At 64.2% G+C, this 23,263-nt stretch carries 25 protein-coding genes; 13 read left to right on the top strand and 12 right to left on the bottom strand.

Features of this window, described 5'->3' with window-relative positions; translation table 11 throughout:
• Positions 1 to 94: 94 nt before the first annotated feature.
• Positions 95 to 1,339 (bottom strand): MFS transporter, encoded by a 1,245-nt coding sequence (locus tag QA649_RS33480; protein ID WP_283020957.1) that lies wholly within the window; start codon positions 1,337 to 1,339, stop codon positions 95 to 97.
• A gap of 264 nt (positions 1,340 to 1,603) precedes the next feature.
• On the opposite strand from QA649_RS33480, the gene QA649_RS33475 reads away from it, so the two are divergent.
• The 5 genes from QA649_RS33475 to QA649_RS33455 all read left to right on the top strand — a co-directional run bounded on the left by QA649_RS33475 (position 1,604) and on the right by QA649_RS33455 (position 6,010).
• The gene (locus tag QA649_RS33475; protein ID WP_283020956.1) at positions 1,604 to 3,022 is read left to right on the top strand and encodes a TAXI family TRAP transporter solute-binding subunit; all 1,419 of its coding nucleotides are present in this window, start codon (positions 1,604 to 1,606) and stop codon (positions 3,020 to 3,022) included.
• Positions 3,023 to 3,058: 36 nt separating this feature from the next.
• A complete protein-coding gene (locus tag QA649_RS33470) occupies positions 3,059 to 4,603 on the top strand; it encodes a metallophosphoesterase (RefSeq protein WP_283020955.1) in 1,545 nt (514 codons plus the stop codon).
• 61 nt (positions 4,604 to 4,664) lie between these two features.
• The gene (locus QA649_RS33465) at positions 4,665 to 5,099 is read left to right on the top strand and encodes a hypothetical protein (protein ID WP_283020954.1); all 435 of its coding nucleotides are present in this window, start codon (positions 4,665 to 4,667) and stop codon (positions 5,097 to 5,099) included.
• Positions 5,096 to 5,461 (top strand): hypothetical protein, encoded by a 366-nt coding sequence (locus tag QA649_RS33460; RefSeq protein WP_283020953.1) that lies wholly within the window; start codon positions 5,096 to 5,098, stop codon positions 5,459 to 5,461. The genes QA649_RS33465 and QA649_RS33460 overlap by 4 nt, the downstream gene beginning before the upstream one ends.
• A 210-nt stretch (positions 5,462 to 5,671) precedes the next feature.
• On the top strand, positions 5,672 to 6,010 hold the full coding sequence (locus QA649_RS33455) for a hypothetical protein (RefSeq protein ID WP_283020952.1): 339 nt from the start codon (positions 5,672 to 5,674) through the stop codon (positions 6,008 to 6,010).
• 6 nt (positions 6,011 to 6,016) lie between these two features.
• Here QA649_RS33455 and QA649_RS33450 read toward each other — a convergent pair whose 3' ends face one another.
• A complete protein-coding gene (locus QA649_RS33450) occupies positions 6,017 to 6,400 on the bottom strand; it encodes a hypothetical protein (RefSeq protein WP_349254041.1) in 384 nt (127 codons plus the stop codon).
• Between QA649_RS33450 and QA649_RS33445 the strand changes: the two genes are divergently transcribed.
• On the top strand, positions 6,399 to 6,641 hold the full coding sequence (locus QA649_RS33445; RefSeq protein ID WP_283026255.1) for a hypothetical protein: 243 nt from the start codon (positions 6,399 to 6,401) through the stop codon (positions 6,639 to 6,641). The genes QA649_RS33450 and QA649_RS33445 overlap by 2 nt on opposite strands.
• A gap of 93 nt (positions 6,642 to 6,734) precedes the next feature.
• Here QA649_RS33445 and QA649_RS33440 read toward each other — a convergent pair whose 3' ends face one another.
• From QA649_RS33440 to QA649_RS33425, 4 genes are all read right to left on the bottom strand, one after another.
• Positions 6,735 to 7,103: an avidin/streptavidin family protein gene (locus QA649_RS33440; protein WP_283020951.1), complete on the bottom strand. Its 369-nt coding sequence runs from the start codon at positions 7,101 to 7,103 to the stop codon at positions 6,735 to 6,737.
• 28 nt (positions 7,104 to 7,131) lie between these two features.
• Positions 7,132 to 8,646 (bottom strand): CYTH and CHAD domain-containing protein, encoded by a 1,515-nt coding sequence (locus QA649_RS33435; protein WP_283020950.1) that lies wholly within the window; start codon positions 8,644 to 8,646, stop codon positions 7,132 to 7,134.
• Positions 8,647 to 8,758: 112 nt separating this feature from the next.
• Positions 8,759 to 9,028, bottom strand: a complete 270-nt coding sequence (locus tag QA649_RS33430) for an HGGxSTG domain-containing protein (protein ID WP_283020949.1) — start codon at positions 9,026 to 9,028, stop codon at positions 8,759 to 8,761.
• Positions 9,025 to 9,627 (bottom strand): hypothetical protein, encoded by a 603-nt coding sequence (locus tag QA649_RS33425; protein WP_283020948.1) that lies wholly within the window; start codon positions 9,625 to 9,627, stop codon positions 9,025 to 9,027. The genes QA649_RS33430 and QA649_RS33425 overlap by 4 nt, the downstream gene beginning before the upstream one ends.
• Positions 9,628 to 10,083: 456 nt before the next feature.
• On the opposite strand from QA649_RS33425, the gene QA649_RS33420 reads away from it, so the two are divergent.
• Positions 10,084 to 11,067, top strand: coding sequence for a tripartite tricarboxylate transporter substrate binding protein (locus QA649_RS33420; RefSeq protein WP_283020947.1), 984 nt, complete (start codon positions 10,084 to 10,086; stop codon positions 11,065 to 11,067).
• Positions 11,068 to 11,146: 79 nt separating this feature from the next.
• Here QA649_RS33420 and QA649_RS33415 read toward each other — a convergent pair whose 3' ends face one another.
• The gene (locus tag QA649_RS33415; protein WP_283026158.1) at positions 11,147 to 11,608 is read right to left on the bottom strand and encodes an NUDIX domain-containing protein; all 462 of its coding nucleotides are present in this window, start codon (positions 11,606 to 11,608) and stop codon (positions 11,147 to 11,149) included.
• A 96-nt stretch (positions 11,609 to 11,704) separates the two neighbouring features.
• Here QA649_RS33415 and QA649_RS33410 point away from each other — a divergent pair, with 96 nt between their 5' ends.
• On the top strand, positions 11,705 to 12,799 hold the full coding sequence (locus QA649_RS33410; RefSeq protein WP_283020946.1) for a DUF1236 domain-containing protein: 1,095 nt from the start codon (positions 11,705 to 11,707) through the stop codon (positions 12,797 to 12,799).
• A gap of 47 nt (positions 12,800 to 12,846) precedes the next feature.
• On the opposite strand, the gene QA649_RS33405 is transcribed toward QA649_RS33410, so the two are convergent.
• The 4 genes from QA649_RS33405 to QA649_RS33390 all read right to left on the bottom strand — a co-directional run bounded on the left by QA649_RS33405 (position 12,847) and on the right by QA649_RS33390 (position 16,570).
• The gene (locus QA649_RS33405; RefSeq protein WP_283020945.1) at positions 12,847 to 13,809 is read right to left on the bottom strand and encodes a lytic transglycosylase domain-containing protein; all 963 of its coding nucleotides are present in this window, start codon (positions 13,807 to 13,809) and stop codon (positions 12,847 to 12,849) included.
• A 213-nt stretch (positions 13,810 to 14,022) separates the two neighbouring features.
• Positions 14,023 to 14,298: a hypothetical protein gene (locus QA649_RS33400; RefSeq protein ID WP_018646136.1), complete on the bottom strand. Its 276-nt coding sequence runs from the start codon at positions 14,296 to 14,298 to the stop codon at positions 14,023 to 14,025.
• Positions 14,299 to 14,375: 77 nt separating this feature from the next.
• On the bottom strand, positions 14,376 to 15,233 hold the full coding sequence (locus tag QA649_RS33395; RefSeq protein WP_283020944.1) for a VOC family protein: 858 nt from the start codon (positions 15,231 to 15,233) through the stop codon (positions 14,376 to 14,378).
• Between the two features lie 146 nt (positions 15,234 to 15,379).
• Positions 15,380 to 16,570, bottom strand: coding sequence for a urate hydroxylase PuuD (locus QA649_RS33390; RefSeq protein WP_283020943.1), 1,191 nt, complete (start codon positions 16,568 to 16,570; stop codon positions 15,380 to 15,382).
• 236 nt (positions 16,571 to 16,806) lie between these two features.
• Here QA649_RS33390 and QA649_RS33385 point away from each other — a divergent pair, with 236 nt between their 5' ends.
• Positions 16,807 to 18,144 carry a sorbosone dehydrogenase family protein gene (locus QA649_RS33385; RefSeq protein WP_283020942.1) on the top strand — a complete coding sequence of 446 codons (1,338 nt, stop codon included), beginning with the start codon at positions 16,807 to 16,809 and terminating at the stop codon, positions 18,142 to 18,144.
• Positions 18,145 to 18,314: 170 nt separating this feature from the next.
• Here the strand turns inward: QA649_RS33385 and QA649_RS33380 are convergent, their stop codons facing one another.
• Entirely contained in the window at positions 18,315 to 19,115 is an 801-nt protein-coding gene (locus QA649_RS33380; protein ID WP_283020941.1) for an SDR family NAD(P)-dependent oxidoreductase, read from the bottom strand.
• Between the two features lie 249 nt (positions 19,116 to 19,364).
• Between QA649_RS33380 and QA649_RS33375 the strand changes: the two genes are divergently transcribed.
• Genes QA649_RS33375 through cyoD form a run of 4 tightly spaced genes read left to right on the top strand, consistent with a single transcriptional unit; the run spans position 19,365 to position 23,215 of the window.
• The gene (locus tag QA649_RS33375) at positions 19,365 to 20,198 is read left to right on the top strand and encodes a cytochrome ubiquinol oxidase subunit II (RefSeq protein ID WP_283020940.1); all 834 of its coding nucleotides are present in this window, start codon (positions 19,365 to 19,367) and stop codon (positions 20,196 to 20,198) included.
• A complete protein-coding gene (gene cyoB / locus QA649_RS33370) occupies positions 20,188 to 22,188 on the top strand; it encodes a cytochrome o ubiquinol oxidase subunit I (protein WP_283020939.1) in 2,001 nt (666 codons plus the stop codon). Before QA649_RS33375 ends, cyoB begins: the two co-directional genes overlap by 11 nt.
• Positions 22,188 to 22,829 carry a cytochrome (ubi)quinol oxidase subunit III gene (locus QA649_RS33365; RefSeq protein WP_283020938.1) on the top strand — a complete coding sequence of 214 codons (642 nt, stop codon included), beginning with the start codon at positions 22,188 to 22,190 and terminating at the stop codon, positions 22,827 to 22,829. The genes cyoB and QA649_RS33365 overlap by 1 nt, the downstream gene beginning before the upstream one ends.
• A complete protein-coding gene (gene cyoD / locus QA649_RS33360; RefSeq protein ID WP_018646144.1) occupies positions 22,826 to 23,215 on the top strand; it encodes a cytochrome o ubiquinol oxidase subunit IV in 390 nt (129 codons plus the stop codon). Before QA649_RS33365 ends, cyoD begins: the two co-directional genes overlap by 4 nt.
• The last annotated feature ends 48 nt before the right edge of the window (positions 23,216 to 23,263 follow it).

The raw sequence follows: 23,263 nt of genomic DNA, 5'->3' as shown, positions 1-23,263 counted from the left end.
GCGGCGCAGCGCGAACGCGTAGGATGGGTAGAGCTCTTCGCGAAACCCATCACTTCCCGGCAAGAAGGATGGGTTTCGCTTCGCTCTACCCATCCTACGAATTCGACGTCGTATAAGTCAAAAAGATCAGCACGCCGAACGCCAGCGCTGCCGCCATGAACAGCAGCACCGCCGGCAGCCCCGCGAACGCCGCCACCGCGCCGGTGACGGATTGCATCAGCGCCGTGCCGAGAAAGAAGGCGAGGTTTACGGCCGCGAGTGCTTTCCCTGCGACCTGCGCGTCGACGAGCTGCCTGGACATGCCGAACAGCAGCGGCTGGGCGGAGGTGAAGAGCCCGATCAGCACGAACAGTACCAGATCGTAGTACGGCGGCATGACGGTCGCGCCGAACAGCCATGCAACGGGAAAGTGCGGCGCTCCCAGTGCCATCAGCGCGAGCAGCAGCGCCGCGACCGCGTGCGTACCGGCAACCAGTTCGCGACGGTGGCCGAGCCTGCGGTCGATCATGCCGACTAGCAACGGGCCCACGATCATCGCCAGCGTGAATGCGCCGAGCTGGTTGCCGGCCTCGACCCGCGTCAGTCCCTTGATCTCCATCAGCCATGGACCGCCCCACAGGCCGCGCAGCACCAGCGTGCTCGCCAGCGACACCAGGGCCAGCGCGATCACGCCGCGCAGCGGCCGCGAAAGGCCGAGCCTGACCACCTCGATCATCTGCGACAGCGGCGAGGAGTCGTCCTTGTGCTCGGCCGGCTGGCTCGGCACCAGCACGAACACCGCGAGGGCGACGAGAATGCCGCCGAGAGCTGAGATCCAGAACCCGGCCCGCCAGCCGAAATTGTCGATCACGAAGGCGAGGGGGCTCGACGACAGCAGCATGCCGATATTGCCGATCGACAGGATCGCGCCCGACCACAATCCGAACCGCGCGGCGGACAATTGCTTGGCCGCGAGCGTCATCGGGCACATCAGCATGCCCGAGGTCGCGACGCCCAGCATGAACTGCCCGACCGCAAAGCTCGCAGGTCCCGTCGCAAACCCCGAGGCCACCGCGCCGAACACGGTTCCTGCCAGCAGGCCGAGCGACACCGGCCGCACGCCGAACCGGTCCATCGCCGCGCCGACCGGGATCTGCGAGGCCGCGAAGGCGAAATGATAGACGGAGGTCAGGCTCGCCAGCGCCTGCGGCTCGATGCGGAAATCCGCCGCCATCAGGTCGAGGCTGACGGCCGGAATCGTGCGCAGCAAGGTCGAGAGCATGTGCCCGCAGGCGAGCGCGACCAGCGCGAAGATCAGCGCGCGGCTGGCATCGCCCGCGTTATCACTGGCAGCATCCATTGAGCATCCGTCCCGACAAGCTTTTCGGTGCCCGTTACACGATCGGAGGGCGCGTGCCAACAGCGGGAGGTCTGTGTCGGCGCAGAGCCGACCAGACGTGAGGGCAGATCAGTCCGGAAACGGGCCCGGGGGGCGTTCTCGAAGGGGTATGCCCGGCGATTTCACGCTTCAGCCAATATGAACCAAGCGCGCTGCCAAGACGTTGTTCTCGGGAAAACGCGGTATGCCTGGAAGCGGCAAGCGCCCTGATCTGCGGCAGCGTCAATGTCTTCGTCCGAGAGTACAAGTCAGACGACCGGTGAAGCGGCCCGCCGAGAGCGGAGAAGGAGCAATTCGCTACTGCTGGCCCTCGCAGTTGGATTTCTTGTTTTTGGCGCCGCAACGGGGGCGCTCTATTACGCGTTGCGGCCGGACACGCTCCGGATTGCCGTCGGGCCGCCTGGCAGCGACGATGAGAAGGTCGTCCAGGCGATGGCCGATACCTTCGGCAGCGAGAGCCGAGCTGTTCGGCTGTCCCCGATCAAGACCGAGGGCGCGGCAGAGTCTCTTGCTCTGCTTGGCGCCGGCAAGGCCGACCTGGCCGTCGGCCGCGGCGACCTGAACATGCCCGCCGAGGCGCAGGCCGTCGCGGTCGTGCGCAAGAACTTCGTTGTGCTTTGGGCGCCGTCCGGGCTTGCGAGCAAGAACTCGAAAAGGAAGCGCTCGCCGAAAATCAAGGAGATCGCCGATCTCGCCGGACGCCATGTCGGTGTCATCGGGCGGACCGCGGCGAACGCTGCCTTGCTGCGGGTAGTCCTGAGCAGCTCCGGCGTAGCGGCGGACAAGGTCGCGATAACGCACTTTGGCACGGACAACATCGAGGAACTGGCGCGCGATCCGAGCCTCGATGCATTCATGGCGGTCGGGCCGCTCGACAGCAAGATCACTTCGGACGCCGTCGCTGCAACGGCGCGCACACGCGGCGAGCCGAAGTTTCTCGCCATCGAGACGTCGGAAGCGATCGCCTTGAAGTACCCCCGATACGAATCGGAGGAGATCCCTCCAAGCGTCTTCAATGCGGATCCAGCCTGGCCGGACGACAAGGTTGAGACGGTCAGCGTCAGTCACCTCATCGTGGCAAAAAAGACCTTGTCTGAAACGACGGTGGCCGCGTTTTTTCGGCAGCTCTTTGCCGTTCGTCAGGCGATCGCGAGGCAGGTGCCGGGGGCCGCCCACATCACCAAGCCGGACCTCGAGAAGGACACCGAGCTGCCGGTGCATCGGGGGGCGGCGGCGGTGATCGACGGCAATGAACGCACCTTCCTCGACCGGTACGGCGATTACTTCTGGTTCGGGCTCCTCCTTCTCTCCGGGATCGGTTCGGCCGTCGCCTGGTTGCGTCGCTATTTGAATCGCGACGAAAGGGAGGAAAACACCAGCCATCGCAAGAGAATCCTGGCCATGGTTGCCAGCGCGCGAACCGCGGACTCCAACCAGGAGCTTCTGTCCCTGCAGCGTGAGGCCGACGCCATCATCCATGAAACGCTCGAATGCTACGATGATGGCGCTATCGAGGGAGAAGAACTCGCGGCATTCGGGCTGGTGCTTGAGCTGTTGAGCAATGCCATCGCGGAGAGACGGGCCGCGCTGCAGCGCGCCAACTTCGAAACCGTTCGAGGCGCCGCAACAGCGCCGCGAGCGTGAGGCGTCGGGCTAGTTGCGTTCTCCGGATGTCTGCTCATGCCTCAACAGCTGGGCAAAGAGCAGAGGCGGTTGAAGGTCGCGTCTGGGCCAACAACAGAAGAGGCCCTTTTATCATTCGTCGGCGGCGCCGTTGATCTAGATCAAGCTTCCCACCGCCGGGTTTACGATGGTGGTTGCTATCGGGCCGTTTGCGGACCGTATGCGGCGGCTCATTCCCTCTCCTCGAGCAGGGTGATCACCATGCAATTCGCACGGCCCAATGAGCCCAGTCGTCGCCTCATTCTAGGCGCACTCGGAGCACTGCCCGCATTCTCCGTGCCGCTCGTTGCCAGCGCCCAGACACAAACAACGACCGCGCAGGCATCGCTTCCCGCAGCGGGTGGGTTTTCGTTCGCTGCGGTCGGCGATACCCGACCAATGATGTATCTGCCGCTGAAGGAAGGGCAGCCGGACCTCAGTAGGTTCTTCGTCGAGATGTTCGGCTTGGTCATGCCGGAAAAGGTTGCCGAGGCCATCGTAGCGAAGGATGTGAAGATGATCTTCGATCCGGTCACAAAGGACCTGATCAAAGTAGTTATGCCGTTCGCGTCCAAGACGGAAGTTATGACCTTAACGGTGGATAACGGTTGGGTCACCGAGGCGTCCGTTGAAGACGTGAAACTGCTTCCCGGAGTGCATCGAACGATGTTCCGGCTTCAGGGCGGCGAATGGGTGACCCGTGAAATCGTCAAGGACGTTCAATCCGGTCGCGCCAAATTCGTGGTCAATAGCGGTGACGCCGTCTGGTGGGGCAATCAGGGCTTGACCGTCAGTGACAGCCCGTACTGGAAGCGCGTGAACGATACGATGTTGAAGAAGCTACCCGCGCCAGATGATGAGATGCGCTCAGCCGGGTTGGATGGGCGATTTTTCATGAGTGTGGGCAATCATGAGGTATGGGCCGATCCGAAAATCGAGGGCGTTCTTTCGGCGGTGCCCTATCTGAAGAAGTTCGGCGTCACGCCGGAAAACCTCATCTACAAGTTCGATTTCAAGGGCACCCGCTTTATCTATCTCTGGAGTGGCAAGTACGACTACCGCTCGCCGTCGCTGTGGGACGCTGATCGGCCAAAATATGCCGAGCAGATGACCCAGCTTCAAAAGTGGATGGACGAGGCGAAGGCCAATGGCATTCGGAAGGCGTTTATCGTCTTCCATTATCCCGTGTTTGCGCGGTCAGGCCTGGGTCCGATCCCGGCTCCCGACAACCCGCACAAGCTGATTGCGTCGTATGCCAAGGACATGGAAGTGGTCGTATTGAACGGGCACGTCCACACCACGGAAATCTACGACGTCGATGGAGTAAAGTATCTGATGTTGGGCGGTGGGGGCGCAGAACAAGACCCGATCCTGCCGGGGCGAACCAGCATCAAGGTGCCGGCTGACTATCCGCCGGACCTTTACTGGAAGGGCAAGCCTCCGCAAGAGGAGTACAACTACGTGCTGGTGGACGTTGAGCCCGGCCAGAAGACGAAATTCACCCTCAATCGCTTCCGGCCGTGGTCAGCAGAGCCATTCGGGACTGAGGAACTCTTCAGTTGAGCAGGATGACGGTGTTTACGGGAGTGAGGTTCTGGCGACAGCAATACTGATCATTCACGGCTTGATCGCGGTCGGACTGCTTGGCGCGATAACACACCAGGCTTTAGCGGCATGGGGATCGGCGGACGCGCGACCCAAATCGTTCTTTGGCCGCTTTCGTTCGATACCCGCGGCCTCGTTCGCCAACGCCGTCGTAGTCCTGTATGCCGTTTGCACGCTGCTGGGTGGGATCATCTACCTTTATTTCCGTGTGGATGTTAGGCCCGAACTGGAGCGTGCGGGGCACTGGCATGTCCTCGGCTTCTTCGACCTCAAGGAACATTTCGTAGCGATCGGGCTGGCGTTGCTGCCCGCCTACTGGGTTTGCTGGCGACGACCGCTTCCCAACGAACCTGCTCGGACGCGCACGGCGCTCACCTCGATACTTGCCTTCATCATTTTGTGGGGCTTTCTGTCCGGTCACGTCGCCAACAACATCATGGGTTTCGGCTCATGACATCATCAGCCCCGTTCCGCCGCTTTGCATTCGCATTCGGGACCGCGTTCGCGGTCCTCTATGTGGTCGCACTCGCAAAAGATCTTGCTCTTTTTACCGTTTTCCCGTCGCTCGGCATCGTGCTCGCGGGCACGCATCATTCGCGAGATGTTACTGACCCTGCGATGGGATTTCTGGCTCCAGCGATGTACTGGTACGGGTGGGCCGCGACGGCCGCTCTAGGGGCACTGATCGTCGCCCTCGCTGCTGCGTCGTTCGCCGCACGTTTGGCGCGATACGTTTGGCCGGCATGGGTATGGGTCATTCCCGCCCTCTCGATGATCGCTTGCGTCTATCTCACTCTGCCTTGGTTCTGGCTCTGACTTGGGTCCGACTTCCGCAATGGGTCACCACCAGTAATCCTCTGGCCGATTACAAAATTTCCGCTCGGTCCTCATGAGCTGACATTGCGTTATGAGTACACGCCCTAGTCTGCCGTCGGCGATCTCCGCGGCGCCCGGAGGGCGCGCAACAGCCGCTTGCCTCGGTCCCCCCTTTGTGTTGGCATGCCGAGATCGACCGGGAGAAGCGTCATGCAAGGATATGTCGCTCGCGCCAACATCGACCACTATATCGGCCTTCTGAACGGGAACGATCTGCCGCCTCATAACCGGGACACGATCCTCAAGCTGCTGATCGCCGAAGAAGATACGCTCGGCCATGACCTCGAGCATCTCGAATTTGCAGAAAGCCGGGCGGCGAGCGGCCGCCAGCGGCTGAACCATCTGATGCGCCTGCGCAGCGCCTTTGCGCCCGGCACGACCGAGCGTGCGCAAGCCGACCGGCTGCTGGTCAACTTCGAAAGGCTCCAGACGCTGCTGGACGAGCTCTGTCATCGCCTGCGCGACAAGGTGAGCTCGCGGGGCGTGTAGGCCCGCTCACCCGACCCGCGGATTCACCACCGCATAGCCGCGCAACGATCGCGCGTGAATGCGGGTGGTACGGCCTCCCGAATTTCCGTCATACGCCATCCACACGTCTCCGCCGACATGCTGCTCCAGAACGAAGACGTGCCCGTGCCGCGCGGCGACCATCCCGGGCGCGGGCGACGTCCGCGGAAAGCGCAGCCAGTTGGCAGCCAGATTCAATCCCGGCACGATGTGGCCAAACACGCGGATCGACGCCGCGCAACCGCAGAAGGAGCGCGGGCAGCCGGATGGACGGCCGCCGACGACCTGGCCTGCGCCTTCCGCCGTCCCAACCCGCATGACGGCAACGCGTCCCGTCACCTCTTGCGGCGCGCGAAGGCGTGATGCCGTCATGCGCATGTTCGAGCCGGAGAAGTCGCAGGGCATGATGACGTTGCACTCGCGCGGCGGCGCCGCGAGGAGCGATCGAGCGGGGCGTGCATCGGCAGCGCCGGATGAAATCGCGACAATGCAAATAAAGGCAAACGCAAACGCAACACGACGGAACATCGCAGGTCTCCAGGTTCATGAAGCCTGCCCCGCCGCAGACAAGGAACAAAATCCTGGACCAAAATACGACGGCGAACCCGGGTGAAATGAGGAAACTTTGTGGCGCCCTTTAACGCAGGTTAAGTGAACGCCGGCGTGACGCCGTCACGTCAGCTCGCGCAGCAGCGGAGCCCGAACGCTACGTCCGCTCGAAAGTGTCGACGTTGGTTGTCACGGCGCGCCACCAGTTCAACGGCTTGAGCTTGGCGGGATCACCCTCGCTGGCGGCACTCAGCGCCTGGTCGGCGACCACGAACCAGGCGGTCTCCATTTTCCCGTGACGCAACAATCCCGTGTACGAAACGACGCGGTCGCCTGTCGCAGACGAGCCCACGGCGACAAAGCCGATGCAATTGCCCCGATGAAACCCGGTGATCTGCACCGTTTGTCCATAGAAGCCGCTGTCTTCGAGCGCCGTCTCGAACGTGCCTTCGATGCGCTCCTCCGTCTCGCTGATGATGCGAAGGAGGGAGCCGAACTGATTTCGCCAACTGCCGACCCATGACATCCCGGTTCTCCCAAGGTCACTTGCAAGGTCACTTGCCCGGCGCGACGCGCAGCCGGTGCAATCGATGCAGCTCGCCGGCGGCGTCCTTCATCAGGCCGTACGCCGCCTCACGCTCCCGGCCGACGATGAACCCCGACGCGAAGGCCTGGGCGCGCCGGTTGGCCGGCGGCGCCGCCAACGCCGTTTCCGTCGCCAGCTCGCGATGCGTCATGAAGTCGTTGAGCGATCCCAGTGCGGACTGAATCGCCTTCAGCTGGCCGGAGAGGCTTGCGAGCTGCCCCTGGTCGCGATCGCTGTAGAGACTCCCAAAGAAGTCGACGGCGTAACGGATCTTCTTGATCCTGATGCGCAGCTTGTGACGCTGCATCGGGTCGAGATCGTCCAGATGCTTGCCCTGCTTGCGCGCCTTCCTGATCCGGCGGTCCAGCACCGCGGCGGCATAAGCAGCAATCGACCGGTCGTCGTCGGCGCGGGACTGTCCGGTCTCGATCCACTCGATCACGTCGATCAGCAGGCGGCGGTAGCGGGGCGATTCGACCGCCTCGCGGGCGCGCGCGAAGGCGGCCCTTCGCTCCGCGGAAAACTTCTTGGCGATCGCGCGAGCGCCGCGTTTCGGGACGCCTTGGCCCGCGATCGGCAGAATGCTTTCCGTGAGGAAGACGTCGACCTCGCGCGCCGGCGCCAGCTCGCCCGTGAGCCATTTGAGCTCGGTCTTGATCCGCTCCGTGCTGGCGCGCGGCAGGGTGTCGGAGAACAGCGAGATCGCGGCCCGCAAGCGCCGCAGGCCGACGCGCATCTGGTGGACACCTTCCGAATCCATGTCCCGCACCGGATCGGCATTCGCCGTGATCTGGCGAAGCGTCGAATGCGCGATCACGCCGAAGGCATTGCGCGGCGAGAGCTCGCATTTGAGCTCGATCGGCTCGGCGTGCTGCGCGCCCGCGCCGTTTCCCGTCACGAGTTGAAAGCCTCGCTCGGCTTTCGAGCGCAGATCGAGCTCGGCGCCCGTCCTGCGTTCGAGATTGCGCGCCAGCCGGAACAGATCGGGGAGCTGCCCGGATTTCAATTCCAGCTCGAACTCGGCGACCGGCCGCGAGCGCCGCCCGGCGCCGATGCGGCCACGGTCGACGGCGAGCTCGATCTGGCTCTTTCGCACCTTCCTCGCCTCGGTGGTGCGATGGACCTCGGTCCGAAACACCGGCCGCAGCCTGCGCGGAAGTTTTTTGGATGCGAGGTCCGCAAGAGGCGTGTTCTTGATCTTCCCGAAGTCGGGCCTTGCGCCCGCGACCTCATGCTCCCATTCGCCGCGCGTCACGGTTCCGGAGCCGCCCGCCTTCACGGTCTGGACGTAGCGATCGCCAATCTTGCGGACGCGGAGCGTGAGACCATGTCGCTTGAGCTTCTGCTTGCTCGTGTCGTAATAGGTCGACACCAGATCCTGCTCCGACCGGTCGCCGCGTCGTCCGTTCGAAGCGGCGGCGCGCAAGACGGATGACAGCTTTCGCGGCGCAAGGCGGAATTTGAGTTCCGTTTCGGCATTCATCGGGCATGCTTCCGTTGCTCATTCAAAGCGGCGCCAGCGCGATAAGTTCCGTGTGCAACGGGCATTTCGAATCCCGCGACGTCCGCCCGTGATCCACGCCGGCCGGACGCCATCACGTCAAGTTCCGCAGCAGCTTCAGCGCATCATCCAGCAAAGACTCGATCTGCCTTCGCTCATCGATCGTTTCCCTGGCGAACAGTCCATGCTTGCGCGCATTGCGGTTTCCGAGCGGCGCGCCGCATCCCGGTGTGCCGCCGTGCATGCGGCATCGCGCCTTGCCGCGCGCGGCCGGCGAGCGGCACGCGGCGCCATCGCGCGTCCTGGCGCCGCAGCGGGGGCTGGCCCGCATCGGGAGGGTGTTGCGCGTGTGGCCGCCGGTCATGCGACTGCACCCTGCCTTCCGTCGTTCGAGCCGGCTTCCGCGACAATCATGTTCGCATGCTGCGTGAGGTTGCCGACGATCGCCTTGCCGCCGTCCTGGACCGACAGGTTCTGCACGGTGATCGCGCGCTCCCCGCTGTTGCGATGGCGGCTGAGGGCCTCGGTCTGCGCCGCGAAGGTGCGGGCCAGCCGGGTCAGGGCGCGTGTGGCGCTTTCCTGTTGTGCAAGATCGTCGGTGAAGGCAAGGCGGCAGGCGGAGCGCATCGCCATCGCGTGGACCGCCACCATCTGCGCCCCGAGCATCGCCTCGATGGAATCCTTGGGGGCGATGCTCTTCATCATCGAGACCATGAAGGCGAGATTGGCCTCGTCCGGCTTCTGCCCGATCGCGCTCGCCTTCATGAGCTGCCTCAGGATGCCGTGCAGCGCGTCGCGGTCGACCGCGCCGAGGGCATCGGCGAGCAGGCGCTCGCCGGCCTGCGGATCGGGATGGTCGATCGCAATGCGCCGCCGGTGGAGCCTGACACGGGGGCTTGCGGCCCTGCCGTAACCGTTCGTAGCGATGGATGTCGTGCCGTTGCGTTCCGGAGCTGTCGTCATGTCGATGTGTCCCTTGCCGGCGCAGGCGCGTGGGCCCGCCGTGGGCGGAGCCCATCGCGCTTTGCGCGGCGGTTGTGATTTTCAGATGTGGATGAGGGGGTTTACGCGGAGCCGCGGCCAGGCGCCAATGTCGGGGCGGGGTGGAGGCTTGCGGTTATCGCGATGATGCCATTCTGCCACTGTTTTGCCCGACGGGTCAAATCGATTTAGCAAAATCAGAAAGCGCGGGTCTGCCTCGCAAGTCCTTGATGCGACTGGGGCCGGCTACTGTGCATGGGGTTGTTTTCGCACTTTTTTTGTTGAGACCGCTTCTCACGTGCCGCGCGGCGGAATTGCCTGGCATCGCGTGGCGCCAAACGCGATTGCGAAATCCGGTGCGGCCGCTCATCATGGTCCTCGCACGCGCCGCACCAACAAACATGCACAAGCGGCGCCAAAGAGGTTGGGGAGAAACGAATGCAACGAACGGCCCGCCTGCTGGCGCTCATCGCCGGACTATGCGCCGCGGCGCTGACGACCGAGGCTCTCGCGCAGAAATATCCGTCGCGGCCGGTGAAGATCATGGTCGGCTTCAGCGCGGGCGGGCCGGTCGACGTGGTCGCGCGCATCGTCGGCGATCGTCTCGGCAACAAGCTCGGACAGCCCTTCGTGGTCGAGAACCGCGCCGGCGCCAACGGGATGATCGCGGCCGAAGGCGTCGCGCGCGCTGACGCCGACGGTTACACCATGCTCGCCTGCAACTCCTCCACCATCACGCTGAACAAGACGCTGTTCAAAGATATCCGCTACGATCCGGAGAAGGATTTCGCGCCGCTCACCACCGTCGTGTCGGCGCCGCTGGTGCTGGTGGTCAATCCGGAGAATCCCAAGACAGCCGACATCAAGTCCGTCGCCGATCTCGTTGCGGCGGCGAAGGCGGCACCGGGCGCGCTCGCCTATGGCTCGGGCGGCAACGGCAACCTCGCCCATCTCGCCATGGAGCTGCTCGCCCAGAAGGCCGGCATCAAGCTGATCCACGTGCCCTATCGCGGCGGCGCGGCCTCCGAGGTCGGCATCCTCGCGCAGGAGGTGCTCGCGGTGTTCGATCCGCTCTCCGCCGTGCCGCTGGTGAAGGCCGGCAAGCTGCGCGCGCTCGCGGTGTCCTCGGCCGAGCGGCTGCCGGCGCTGCCTGACGTGCTGACCGTCGCGGAAGCCGGCTATCCCGGCTTCGACATCTCGTTCTGGGTCGGATTCTTCATGCCGAAGGCGACACCCGCGCCGATCCTGCAGACGCTGCACCAGGAGATCGTCACTGCTGCCAAGGATCCGGCGGTCGAAGAGAAGCTCGGCTCGCAGGGTGTGGTCAGCGTGCTCAGCCCGGCCGACTACGCTGCCAAGATCGCGAAGGAGACGAAGGAGCTTGCCGAGGTCGTCGCTGCCGCGAACATCAAGGCGGAGTAGGGGAAGCTAGAGCCACAGGATCGGCTTGCGATAGCCGAGATCGTTCAGCAGCGGCGCGGCATCTTGATGCAGGCGGCGCCTATCCGCCGCCCGCGAGCTGTGCCAGGCGATCAAGCAGCGGGCGTTGTCCTGCGTTGATCTTCTGGTACGCATCTTCGACCGTGAACCATTCGGCGCGGTCGACTTCCGGAAAGTGCTGCCGCTTGCCGCTGCGCGGTGGCCATTCGATCTCGAACGTGTTGCTGCGAATGCTGCCGACGTCGATATCGAGCTCGACCGCGAACGCGGTGACGATCTTGCCGCCGCGCTGCCTGATCTGACCAAGCGCGATCAGCGGAATCGCGACCTCAAGTCCCAGCTCCTCGGCAAACTCACGCCGGGCGGTGATCTCTGCGTCTTCTCCGTCCGCGTACTCGCCCTTCGGGATCGACCATGCGCCGAGATCCTTGTTGCGCCAGAATGGCCCTCCGGGATGCACGAGCAGAACTTCGATTTCGCGGCGCTTGCGGTAAGCGATGATCCCGGCGCTCTTCGATGGCATCGCAAGTTCCCTGCAGCCTTGGGTCGGGAAAAACTGGAACCGAGCTTCCCAGCGCCGGTTAGTAGCCAAAGTTGAACCGGACAAAGGGAGACAAGCATGATCCGACTGTTGGCAACAAGCGCACTGGGGCTGGTGCTGGCAAGCGCCGCCTTTGCGCAATCGCCGAGTACGAACACGAAGCCCGAGCAGACGCCGCAATCCCAATCGAATTCCGCCGCTCCGTCCACCGCCGCGCCATCAGGCGCTGCTGGCCCGCAGCAGTCCACATCGCAGCCGCAGCAATCGCCGACATCGGCGCAGAACGCACAGAGCGCCACACCGCCTGCCAACACCGGCTCCGGCACCTCAAACGCTGCCAACAGCACCGACACGTCCTCGCGGCCGCAAAGCGGGGCCGCAAACTCGAGCACGACCGGGAATCAGCCGGCAGCCCAGCAGGGTGCCAATCCACCGGCAACGAACCAGGCGCAGGATCGGTCCAATCCGCCGTCGAACAACAGCAACCAGGCGCAGCAGGCGCCCGGTGGGACCGGAACCAACCAGGCTCAGCAAGCGCCGAATGCACCAGCGAGCAACCAGGCCCAGGGCGAGCGGACGGGAACCAGTTCACAGGCTGCCGCCGACGTCAATCTCAACCGCCAGCAGGAAACCAAGATCAGCGCCTCGATTTCGCACCTGAACGTGCGTCCGCTGACGAATGTCAATTTCTCACTGAACGTCGGCACGGTGGTGCCTCGCGACATGCACCTCTCGACGCTGCCGCCTGATGTCGTCGAGATCGTGCCGCAATATCGCGGCTACAGCTTTGCGCTGGTGAAGGATCAGATCGTGGTGGTCGATCCCGCGAGCTACAAGATCGTGACGGTGCTGCCGTATTCCGGGCAGTCCACGGCGACGACGACCACGCGCGAGCGCAGCGCGAGCAAGTTCTCGGATCGCGATCGCGAGGTGATCCGCAAGCATGCGAAGACCCGCACCGAGGGGCGGAGCGAGGCGCGGACCACCGGCAGCACCGCACGCACCGAGATCCATGTCGGCGACCGCGTCCCCGAGACTGTCGAGGTCGAGGAATTCCCGAGCACGGTCTATCGCGACGCGCCAGACCTGCGGGAATATCGCTATATCCATCGCGATACGCGGACCTACGTCATCGAGCCTCGCGAACGTCGCGTGATCGAGGAGATCGACTAGCCTCGATGCCGTTGGAAGCCGCTCATCCGAGCGGCTTCCGGCTCGCATCAGCTCGAGGAACGCTCGCGCGATGCTACACGGATCGCTCGGGCCTTGACGCTCTTTCCGGCCGCGCGCGCCGCAATCATATTGCGCGCCTTGCCGTGGACTGAGGCGCTCTTGCGCAGCAGGGACGCGAACCGCTTGCGCGCACGGTTTGCCGAGAGGCGCGCCGCCATCTGCTCGGCCCTGCGCATGATGGTGACGACGGACGGTGTCAGGTTCACCGGAACCCAGGCAACGTCCTTCGTCTTGGAGAGGCTGCCGATGCCTTCGCATGGCGCCTCGCGCGGCAGGTCGATCCTGATTGCGAGGGCCTCCGAGCGTTCGGTCCAGTCCTCAGCCCTCGTGCCGGTGATGATGCGGACATAGTCACGCGTCTCGCGCGGCAGCTCGCTCTCCCTGGCGAGCCATTTCTGGATGCGACCAGGCCCAGCATTGTAGGCGGCCGCGGCGAGACCGAGATTACCGAAATCGTCGCGGAGCTTGCGCAGGAATTTTGCGGATGCAGGCAGCGCCTTCATGGCATCGAAGGGATCGTCGAGTCCGACTTCGGCCGCCGTCTCCGGCATGAACTGCGCGACGCCCTGCGCACCGGCCGCGCTGACTTCGTTGGAACGAAAGCGGCTCTCCTGCCAGAGCAGACGCGCGAAGAACGGCACGGGAATGCCGCTGGCCTCAGCCGCTTCCCTCAGCGCGTGACAGAATGGCTCGGTCGGCGAAGCCGGGGCCTGCACGACGGTTTCGATGGTGCGTGGCGGCTCGATCGTCTCCTCGTAAGCCGCGCGCGCATTCGCCAGCTCAATGGCCTGCACGCTCGCGAGGAAGAGATCAACCAGGGGAACCAGCGCGGGGGCGCGATCGGCTTTCGGAGTGGCGTTGTCGAAGCTCGATGCCTGCCGGGAGGGCGATGAGCCGACGTCGCACATCAGAATCAGGAACGCAGCGCAAGCCGCGACGAGAAATCGCATCTCGGGAAGAGTCCTCGAACTGTGGGGGAACAACCGGCGCCTGCGCCGGTGACGAGGACTTCATTAACCGTAATTGCGGCGAAGCTGCGATTCCGAAGGGCGCCCGGTGTTAGTACGGTGTTCCCACGGCTGAACATGCGCCGTCGGCCCGCGGATCTACGAGAGCCGCAGGGACTGCGGCGCTGTGAGCGATGTTGCGTGGACGGGCGGCGCTTACGCCTTGGGGAAATCCTTGCGCATCGCGATCTCGGCGGCATCGCCGGGCGACAGCACGGTCTGGTCGAAGGCGGCCTGCGGCTTCGTCATGATGTCATAGAGCGAGATGCCCTTGATCGGCTTGTCCATGAGCTCGCGGACGCAGTCGGCGAGCGTGCCGTTGTAGACGAGATAGGGCGGGCCCCGATCCTTCTGCCTCTCGCCCTTCAGCGACGGCCACTTCTTCAGCTCGGCCGGCGCGTCGTAGGCGATCGGCGATCCCTCTTTGAACATGCGTCTGGTCCCGGCGACTTGGATTTCCGGGAATCCTAGAGCCGCCGGGTAAACACGCGTTAAAGAATTAGTTCAAATCAGCCGGCAACGAAGGCGAGCAGGGTGCCGTTGGCCTTGGCCGGCGGCACGCAGATTGCGGTCCCGCTGCGCACGGCGGCCGACCCCAGCGCTGTCTCGGTTGCCGCGAGATCGCCGCTGACCAGCACCAGCGCGGCACCGCCGCGCTCGGAGAGGCCCGCGAGCGGGACGCCGGGATAGCGCTTTCCGAGCTGGTCCAGCGTCAGATAGACGAAATCGGCGCGCTCGCCGCCGGAGGGCACGGTCACGGCGCCGTCGGCCTCCGCCTTCGGCTCGCGGTCGATCAGCCGGCCGAGATAGGCGGCGTCCTTCGCCGGCTCCGGCGTTGCGATCAGCGTCTGCTTGATCCGCCTGGCCGCATTGGCGTGCTTCATCAGCTCGGGGATCCACACGGTCTCGCGGGTCTTGTGCTGGCAGGCGAAGATGCGCACGCCGCCTGGCGCCTCCGCGGCCGGCCACATGAAGGTGCGGAATTTCGCCGCCGAGATCGTACCATCAGGCAGCGTGACAGGGCGTTCGAAATCAGTGGGGCCGATCGGCGTCAGGCCGCGCGCGCGAATCTCCTCCGCGCCGGCGGCGCTGTCGACCGCAGTGAAGGCGATGCGCTCGATGCCCTCGCCATGCCGCTCGACGAAGGCGCGGGCCGGCGCATTGTGCTCGGTCGCCACCAGCACGCCGAGCAGCTCCATATAGTCGGGGTCGAACATGATGGTGTAGTTGCCGGTGCCCATATGCGCGCTGTGGGTGCCGCGCGGGGAGATGGTGAAGCCGAGCTGGCGATAGTTTTCGGCGGCCTTGTCGAGATCCTTCACCATGACCACGGCGTGGTCGATACCGATGACGTTTTTGAGGGCCACTGTTCTTATCCCCGGATGCAAACTGAATTGGACCGCACCAGCGGCCGCCGTCCCTGTCTACGCCGGATGGGCGGTCAAGTCATTTTCAATTCAGTGGGAGATGCGGAATTTCGTTCCGCGAAATGCGCTATCGACGCATGACGGCCTTAGCGGGCCTGCTCGATATAGGCAGCGAGGATGGCGCGCTCCTCGCTGGTCATCTCGGTGATGTTGCCCGGCGGCATTGCATTGGACCAGGCGGCGACGCGGCCGATCAGGCGAATGTTGCGCTGGATGTGCTCGGGCGCGTCGAGCAAAATGCCCTTTGGCGCGGTGACGATGCCGGCCCAGACCGGTTCGGCCGCGTGGCACATGCTGCAGCGGGACATCACGATCTCCTCGACATTGGCGACCGTGACCGGCGTCGTCAGCGCGCCCGTCTTCACCTCGCGCGGGCCGGCGGCGGAGAGGAAGAGGATCGCGATCACGCCGATCGCTGCTACGCCCCAGACCCACCATGGCGATTTGCGCCCGGCATGACCCTCGTTGAAGAAATGACGGATCACCGGCCCCAGCGCCAGAATGATCGCCACGATGATCCAGTTGAATTTCGTCGCGTAGAGCAGGGGATAGTGGTTGCTGATCATCAGCACGACCACGGGCAGCGTCAGATAGTTGTTGTGGACCGAGCGTTCCTTGCTGGCCTTGCCGAGCTTCGGATCGGGCGCCTGTCCCGCGACCAGCGCGGCCACGATCTTCTTCTGGTTCGGGATGATCAGCGTGAAGACGTTGGCGACCATGATGGTGCCGATGATCGCGCCGATCTGGTTGAAGGCGCCGCGGCCGCTCAGCACATGGGTGAAGGCATAGGTGAGCGCGACCAGGAACAGATAGCCGCCGATGGCGAAAGGCAGCTCGCGCTGTGCCAGTCCGCTGCGGCAGGCGGCCTCGTAGAGCAGCCACGCCAGCGCCAGGCTGCAGAAGCTGAACAGGCCGGCCTGGAACGGCGTGAGATCGAGGATCGACTTGTCGACCAGGAACAAATCGGCCTCGAGATAATAGACCACGACCATCAGCGCGAAGCCGGATAGCCAGGTGGTGTAGGCCTCCCATTTGAACCAGGTCAGTTCGTCCGGCATCTGGCTGGGCGCCACCAGGTATTTCATGATCCGATAGAAGCCGCCGCCATGGACCTGCCAGGCCTCGCCCTGCACGCCGTCAGGCAGGTCAGACCTCGGCCTCAGGCTGAGATCGAGGGCGATGAAGTAGAAGGAGCTGCCGATCCAGGCGATCGCGGCGACCACGTGCAGCCAGCGGAGCAGCAGGCTCGCCCATTCCGATATGATGGATCCCCACATGATCACCCCATCAGGTGCGACATGGACGCCGCAGCTTTGATGACCGCAACCGGCGGCCGCTCCCTTGCAATGTGTTGCACCTATCCATGATGTTTTCCAGTACGATGGGCCGCGGCTGATGCACATCGTGCGGGCATGAGCTGATGTGGGATGCGGCAGGCGCTTTGCCGGTCGCAGGCCAATCGCGGGGTGATCTGCGTTGATGCCGCGGATGTGCAGGCTGGGAGGAAGACGACATGAAGACCAGGATTTCGACGACGGCGATGTCTGCGGCGCTACTGGTTGCGGTTGCGGCTTCTGTCCGGGCCGAGTCGCCGCTGCAGGGCAAGGACGCCTATGGCGATTGGCAGTCTGACAAGCCCGGGTTGGTCAGGTTCATCCGGCCGCAGGATCTCGTCAGGCCCGGCGCCACGCGCTCGTCCGCGAGCTTCGCGCGCGTGGTGCCGCGGCCGCCGGATGCCTCGCCGCAGGTGCCGCCGGGTTTCAAGATCGAGCTGTTCGCCGAAGGGCTGCGCGCGCCGCGCATCATACGCGTGGCGCCGAATGGCGATGTCTTCGTCGCGGAGACGCGGGCTGGCACCATCCGCGTGCTTCGCGCTGGAGAGGGCGGCAAGGTCGCGACCAACGAGGTCTTTGCCGGCGGCTTGCGGCAGCCATTCGGCATCGCCTTCTTTCCGAACGGCGACAATCCGCAATGGGTCTACATCGCCAACACCGACAGCGTCGTCCGCTTTCCCTACCAGGCCGGCGACCTCAAGGCGCGCGGCAAGGCGGAGACGATCGTGGCGAGCCTGCCGCATGACGGCGGCCATTCCACCCGCGACATCGTCTTCACGCCGGATGGCAAGCGCATGCTGGTCTCGGTCGGTTCGCTCAGCAACGTCGCCGAAGGCATGGGCACGCCGCCGGGCGGGATGGACGCGTGGTCAAAGGCGCAGCCGCTTGGCGCGACGTGGGCGAGCGAGACCGAGCGCGCGGCGGTGCTGGCCTTCACGCCTGACGGCAAGGAGCGGAAGATCTACGCCACCGGCATCCGCAACTGCGTCGGCCTCGCGGTCCAGCCGCAGACCGGTCTGCCCTGGTGCTCGACCAATGAGCGCGACGGTCTCGGCGACGATCTCGTGCCCGACTACGTCACCAGCGTGAAGGAGGGCGCGTTCTACGGCTGGCCGTGGTTCTACATCGGCGGCAACGAAGACCCGCGCCACGCCGGCGCGCGCCCGGACCTCAAGGACAAGGTGACGGTGCCCGACGTGCTGATCCAGCCGCACTCGGCCTCGCTCGGCATGACCTTCTACCAGGGCACGCAGTTTCCATCGGAGTACCAGGGCGACGCTTTCGCCGCCGAGCACGGCTCCTGGAACCGCTCCAAGCGCACCGGCTACAAGGTGATCCGCATCCGGATGAGGGAGGGAAAATCGACCGGCGAGTACGAGGATTTCGTCACGGGGTTCGTGGTGAGCGACACGGAGGTGTGGGGGAGGCCGGTCGGTGTTGCCGTGGCGAAGGATGGATCGCTGCTGGTGTCGGAGGATGGCAACGGCACGATCTGGCGGGTGACGAGCGCACCGTGATGATGGTGCACCCTCTCCCCTTGTGGAGAGGGTGGCTCGCCGCGCAGCGGCGAGACGGGTGAGGGGTATGTCTCCGCGCGTGACGTCGCCATTGGTGTGCGCGGATAGAACCCCTCATCCGGCGCTTCGCGCCACCTTCTCCCACAAGGGGAGAAGGCAAGATGAAAGACCTACCCCCGCCTCACGCTGGCGCCGCCATCCACCGGCAGCGTCACGCCCGTGATGAAGCCCGCCTCGTCGGACGCCAGAAACAGCGCGGCGTTCGCGACGTCCCAACCCGTTCCCATCTTCTTGCGCAGCGGCACCTTGCTGTCGCGCTCGGCTTCGACCTCGGCGCGGGTCTTGTGCCATTCGCGGGCGCGGGTATCGACCGCCATCGGCGTGTTCATCAGGCCGGGCAGGATGACGTTGGCGCGGATGCCGTATTCGGCGTTCTGGTAGGCGAGCTGTTCGGTGAAGGCGATCATCGCCGATTTGGTCGCCTTGTAGGCGACATAAGGATACGTCGTGATCACTGCCATCGAAGAGATGTTGATGATGGCGCCGCTTCGTTGCGCGCGCATGATCGGGATCACCTCTTTCGCCGCCAGGATGCAGCTCTTCAGATTGATGGCGACGACGCGGTCGAACGCCTCCTCGGTCAGTTGCAGCAATTCGGCATCACCGCCGGACAGGCTGACGCCGACATTATTGTGCAGCACGTCAATCCGGCCCCAGCGCATTTGCGCGTCCGCGACCATTGCCTTGATGTCGGCTGACTTGGTAACGTCGGCCTTGAAGGTGGCGGCGGTACCGCCTTTTGCGGTGATCATCGCAACCGTTTCCTGCGCCGACTCGAGGTGGTGATCGACGCACAGCACTTTGGCGCCTTCGCGCGCGAAGGTCAGCGCGGTGGCGCGGCCATTGCCCATGCCTTCGCCCGGGCTCTGGCCGGCGCCGACGACGATGGCAACCTTGTCCTTCAAGCGCATCTCAGCTCACTCCCTGGATCGGTACATCTCATTATTTTCGTGCAGATTAGCAATCGTCCCGACCGGCGAGAAGGGCGCGGCTCCTGCGTTCATGTCATTGACATCACATGGAATTGCATGCTGCGGCCGGCTCATCGGGCATGGCTGCCCCTGCGGTTCAGGAACCGTTCCGAAGTCGCCGCGTTTGTTGCGGAGCCTTTTCCGCGCTAGGCTCTCTCCCGGGGCTTCCCAATCGCCAGTGGCTTGCCGATGAATCTGCTCGACCCACAAGGGCCTGTGGCTGCGGCCAACAGCACCATCCTGGTCGATTCCGTCTTCATCATGCTCGTGATCGTGGTCCCGACCATCGTCACGATCCTGGCCTTTGCGTTCTGGTTTCGCGCCTCCAATACAAAAGCGCGCTTCCAGCCGGACTTCGTCTATTCCGGCCGCGTCGAAATGGTGGTGTGGTCGATACCTGCGTTGACCGTCATCCTGCTCAGCGGTGTCGCCTGGATCGGCTCGCACAAGCTCGATCCCGCAGCGCCCGTGCCGGGGACCGGCAGTCCGGTGCGCATCCAGGCCGTCTCGCTCGACTGGAAATGGCTGTTCATCTATCCGGACCAGCGCATCGCCACCGTCAACACGCTGACGGTACCGGCCGGCGCCGAGTTGAATTTCCAGCTGACGTCGTCGAGCGTGATGAACACGTTCTTCATCCCGCAGCTCGGCAGCATGATCTACACCATGAACGGCATGGTGACGCGGCTGAACCTGCGCGCCGACAACGAGGGCAAGTTGCAAGGCCTGTCGGCGCATTTCTCCGGCGACGGCTTTCCCGACATGATGTTCGACGTCAACGTGATCTCGCCGCTGGCGTTTCCCGACTGGGTCGCGACCACGGCGAAGAGCGATGCCGTGCTGAACGAGGCCAGCTACAAGGCATTGATGCAGCAGGGCATCGAGCGGGGCCGGCCGACCTATCGGCTGGAAGACCCGCGCCTGTTCGACCTGATCGCAACCCAGCACATTCCGCCAGGGCCCGGACCCGAGCTGATATCGGCTGCCGGCCGGCCGCACAGTGGAGGCCACGATGCTCGGTAAGCTCGACTGGTCGGCCATTCCGTTCGACCAGCCCATTCCGCTCGTTGCCGGCGCGGTGGTGCTGGTTGCGATCCTCGCCGTGCTGATCTGGGTCGTGGTGAAGGGACATCTGCCTTATCTCTGGGATGAATGGATCACCAGCGTCGATCACAAGCGCATCGGCGTCATGTACATCCTGCTGGCCTCGGTGATGCTGCTGCGCGGCGGCAGCGACGCCATCATGATGCGGATCCAGCAGGCGGTCGCCTTCCAGTCGCAGGGCTATCTGCCGCCGGAGCACTACAACCAGATCTTCTCGGCGCACGGCACCATCATGATCTTCTTCGTGGCGATGCCGTTCGTGATCGGGCTGATGAACCTCGTCGTGCCCCTCCAGCTCGGCGTCCGCGACGTTGCCTTCCCGACGCTCAATTCGGTCGGCTTCTGGCTGACCGCGACCGGTGCGCTGCTGGTCAATATCTCGCTGGTAGTCGGCGAGTTCGCGCGCACCGGCTGGCTCGCCTTTCCGCCGCTGTCGGGATTGTCCTATTCACCGGGCGTCGGCGTCGACTATTACGCCTGGTCGCTGCAGATATCCGGTGTCGGCACGCTGGTCGCCGGCATCAATCTCGTGACCACGGTGCTGAAGCTGCGCACGAGGGGCATGAACTATCTGCGCATGCCGATGTTCTGCTGGACCACGCTGGCCTCGAACCTCCTCATCGTCGCCGCGTTTCCGATCCTCACCGCGACGCTCGCGATGCTCTTGCTCGACCGCTACCTCGGCTTTCACTTCTTCACGAATGAAGCCGGCGGCAACGTCATGATGTTCATGAATTTGATCTGGGCCTGGGGACATCCGGAGGTCTACATCCTCGTGCTGCCGGCCTTCGGCATCTTCTCCGAGGTGGTGTCGACCTTCTCGGGCAAGGCGCTGTTCGGCTATCGCTCGATGGTGCTCGCGACCATGGCGATCTGTGTCGTCTCCTTCATGGTCTGGCTGCACCATTTCTTCACCATGGGCGCAGGGCCGGACGTGAATGCCATCTTCGGCATCGCCAGCATGATCATCGCGATACCGACCGGCGTGAAGATCTACAACTGGCTGTTCACGATGTATGGCGGCCGCATCCGCTTCGCGACTCCGATGCTGTGGTCGGTCGGCTTCATGGTTACCTTCATCATCGGCGGATTGACAGGCGTGCTGGTCGCGGTGCCGCCGGCGGACTTCATGCTCCACAACAGCATGTTCCTGGTCGCGCACTTCCACAACGTCATCATCGGCGGCGTGCTGTTCGGCGCCTTCGCCGGTTTCGAATACTGGTTTCCGAAGGCATTCGGCTTCCGCCTCGACGAGCGCTGGGGCAAGGCCGCGTTCTGGTTCACCTTCACGGGCTTCTACGTCACCTTCATGCCGCTCTACATCGCCGGCATGCTCGGCATGACCAGGCGCCTGCAGCACTATGACGTCGCAGCGTGGCGGCCCTGGATGATCGTCGCGGCAATCGGAATGGCCGTGCTGTCGATCGGGGTGATCTGCCAGATCATGCAGCTCGTGGTCAGCATCCGCAATCGCGAGGCGCTACGCGACCGCACCGGCGATCCCTGGGACGGCCGCTCGCTGGAATGGGCGACGTCCTCGCCGCCGCCGGTGTTCAATTTTGCCTTCCATCCCGATGTTCGCGGTGAGGATGCCTATTGGGATATGAAGACCCGCGCACAGCAGCAATCGTTCGAACATGACGTGCCGGAATATCAGGACATCGAGATGCCCCGGAACTCGCCGACCGGATTCATCTGCGCGTTCTTTGCCTCGATCATGGGCTTTGCGCTGATCTGGCATATCTGGTGGATGGTGATCCTGGGCGGCCTCGGCGCGTTCGCGACCTTTGTCGTGTTCGCCTGGCGCGACCATGACGAATACGTGATTCCCGCGGAGGAGGTTGCCCGCATCGATCGCGTCAATCTCGAGGAGCGGCGCAGCCTCGTCAGCATGGCGGGAGCGGTCTGATGTCGATGACAGCAGCCGTCGGCCATGCGCACGCCGATCCCCATCACATCGGGGTCGTCATCGAGCATCCCGGGCCCGCATCGAAGCGGATCGTCACTGCCTACGGTTTCTGGGTTTTCCTGCTCTCCGACATCGTGATGTTCTCCTGCTTCTTCGCGGCTTATGCGGTGCTGTCCGGCCAGACCGCCGGCGGCCCCAGCGGGGCGGAGATATTCGAGCAGCGGAACGTCGCGATCGAGACGGTGTGCCTGCTGCTGTCGAGTTTTACCTGCGGCATGGCCAGCATTGCCGCCGACGTGCGCAACCGGTTCTGGTTCTATCTCGGCATGGCCGTGACCTGCGTGCTCGGCGTGATCTTTCTCGTTATCGAGTTCCGCGAATTCGCCGATCTCGTCGCGCGCGGCTATGGCCCCTCGCGCAGCGCCTTCCTGACGTCGTTCTTCTCGCTGGTCGGCTGCCACGGTCTGCACGTCTCCGCCGGAGTGCTCTGGCTGCTCACCATGATGGCTCAGGTCTTCGCGAAAGGCTTTCGCGCCGACGTGTTGCGGCGGATGATGTGCTTTGCGCTGTTCTGGCACGCACTCGACATCATCTGGGTCGGGGTGTTCTCCGTCGTCTACCTGCTTGGGGGTGCCCCATGAGCGATCAGACGCATATTCCGACCGGGCACGATCTCGCGCCGGGCGAGGAAGAGCAGCATAGTGTCGGTGAGCGGATCCTGGGTTATGTCGTCGGTCTTGTTCTGGCGCTGTTGCTCACGGCGACGTCGTTCTTCATCGCCGGCACCGATCTGGTCTGGCAGCCTTCGATCCCGGTCGCGCTGATCGTGCTGGCGATCGCGCAGATGGGCGTGCACCTGGTGTTCTTCCTGCACATCACCACGGGCCCTGATAACACCAACAACGTGCTGGCGCTGGCCTTCGGGCTGCTGGTCGTCTTCCTGGTGGTCGGCGGCACCGTCTGGATCATGTCGCATCTGAACGGGAACATGCCGCCGATGGACCAGATCATGCGGATGCGGACGTAGGGACCCCCAAAAAGAAGAGCCGCTTGTTGTGACAAGCGGCCCAAGTCT

The sequence above is a fragment of the Bradyrhizobium sp. CB1717 genome, assembly GCF_029714325.1.
Taxonomy (GTDB): domain Bacteria; phylum Pseudomonadota; class Alphaproteobacteria; order Rhizobiales; family Xanthobacteraceae; genus Bradyrhizobium.
The sequence above is the reverse complement of the archived record's forward strand: the minus strand, read 5'-3'. Positions and strand labels throughout refer to the sequence as shown.

Excerpts from the sequence above, each read along its gene's own strand:
- QA649_RS33480 (WP_283020957.1), bottom strand. The coding sequence starts at position 1,339 with ATGGATGCTGCCAGTGATAACGCGGGCGATGCCAGCCGCGCGCTGATC.
- QA649_RS33475 (WP_283020956.1), top strand. The coding sequence starts at position 1,604 with ATGTCTTCGTCCGAGAGTACAAGTCAGACGACCGGTGAAGCGGCCCGC.
- QA649_RS33470 (WP_283020955.1), top strand. The coding sequence starts at position 3,059 with ATGCCTCAACAGCTGGGCAAAGAGCAGAGGCGGTTGAAGGTCGCGTCT.
- QA649_RS33460 (WP_283020953.1), top strand. The coding sequence starts at position 5,096 with ATGACATCATCAGCCCCGTTCCGCCGCTTTGCATTCGCATTCGGGACC.
- QA649_RS33455 (WP_283020952.1), top strand. The coding sequence starts at position 5,672 with ATGCAAGGATATGTCGCTCGCGCCAACATCGACCACTATATCGGCCTT.
- QA649_RS33445 (WP_283026255.1), top strand. The coding sequence starts at position 6,399 with ATGCGCATGTTCGAGCCGGAGAAGTCGCAGGGCATGATGACGTTGCAC.
- QA649_RS33450 (WP_349254041.1), bottom strand. The coding sequence starts at position 6,400 with ATGACGGCATCACGCCTTCGCGCGCCGCAAGAGGTGACGGGACGCGTT.
- QA649_RS33440 (WP_283020951.1), bottom strand. The coding sequence starts at position 7,103 with ATGTCATGGGTCGGCAGTTGGCGAAATCAGTTCGGCTCCCTCCTTCGC.
- QA649_RS33435 (WP_283020950.1), bottom strand. The coding sequence starts at position 8,646 with ATGAATGCCGAAACGGAACTCAAATTCCGCCTTGCGCCGCGAAAGCTG.
- QA649_RS33430 (WP_283020949.1), bottom strand. The coding sequence starts at position 9,028 with ATGACCGGCGGCCACACGCGCAACACCCTCCCGATGCGGGCCAGCCCC.
- QA649_RS33425 (WP_283020948.1), bottom strand. The coding sequence starts at position 9,627 with ATGACGACAGCTCCGGAACGCAACGGCACGACATCCATCGCTACGAAC.
- QA649_RS33420 (WP_283020947.1), top strand. The coding sequence starts at position 10,084 with ATGCAACGAACGGCCCGCCTGCTGGCGCTCATCGCCGGACTATGCGCC.
- QA649_RS33415 (WP_283026158.1), bottom strand. The coding sequence starts at position 11,608 with ATGCCATCGAAGAGCGCCGGGATCATCGCTTACCGCAAGCGCCGCGAA.
- QA649_RS33410 (WP_283020946.1), top strand. The coding sequence starts at position 11,705 with ATGATCCGACTGTTGGCAACAAGCGCACTGGGGCTGGTGCTGGCAAGC.
- QA649_RS33405 (WP_283020945.1), bottom strand. The coding sequence starts at position 13,809 with ATGCGATTTCTCGTCGCGGCTTGCGCTGCGTTCCTGATTCTGATGTGC.
- QA649_RS33400 (WP_018646136.1), bottom strand. The coding sequence starts at position 14,298 with ATGTTCAAAGAGGGATCGCCGATCGCCTACGACGCGCCGGCCGAGCTG.
- QA649_RS33390 (WP_283020943.1), bottom strand. The coding sequence starts at position 16,570 with ATGTGGGGATCCATCATATCGGAATGGGCGAGCCTGCTGCTCCGCTGG.
- QA649_RS33385 (WP_283020942.1), top strand. The coding sequence starts at position 16,807 with ATGAAGACCAGGATTTCGACGACGGCGATGTCTGCGGCGCTACTGGTT.
- QA649_RS33380 (WP_283020941.1), bottom strand. The coding sequence starts at position 19,115 with ATGCGCTTGAAGGACAAGGTTGCCATCGTCGTCGGCGCCGGCCAGAGC.
- QA649_RS33375 (WP_283020940.1), top strand. The coding sequence starts at position 19,365 with ATGAATCTGCTCGACCCACAAGGGCCTGTGGCTGCGGCCAACAGCACC.
- cyoB (WP_283020939.1), top strand. The coding sequence starts at position 20,188 with ATGCTCGGTAAGCTCGACTGGTCGGCCATTCCGTTCGACCAGCCCATT.
- QA649_RS33365 (WP_283020938.1), top strand. The coding sequence starts at position 22,188 with ATGTCGATGACAGCAGCCGTCGGCCATGCGCACGCCGATCCCCATCAC.
- cyoD (WP_018646144.1), top strand. The coding sequence starts at position 22,826 with ATGAGCGATCAGACGCATATTCCGACCGGGCACGATCTCGCGCCGGGC.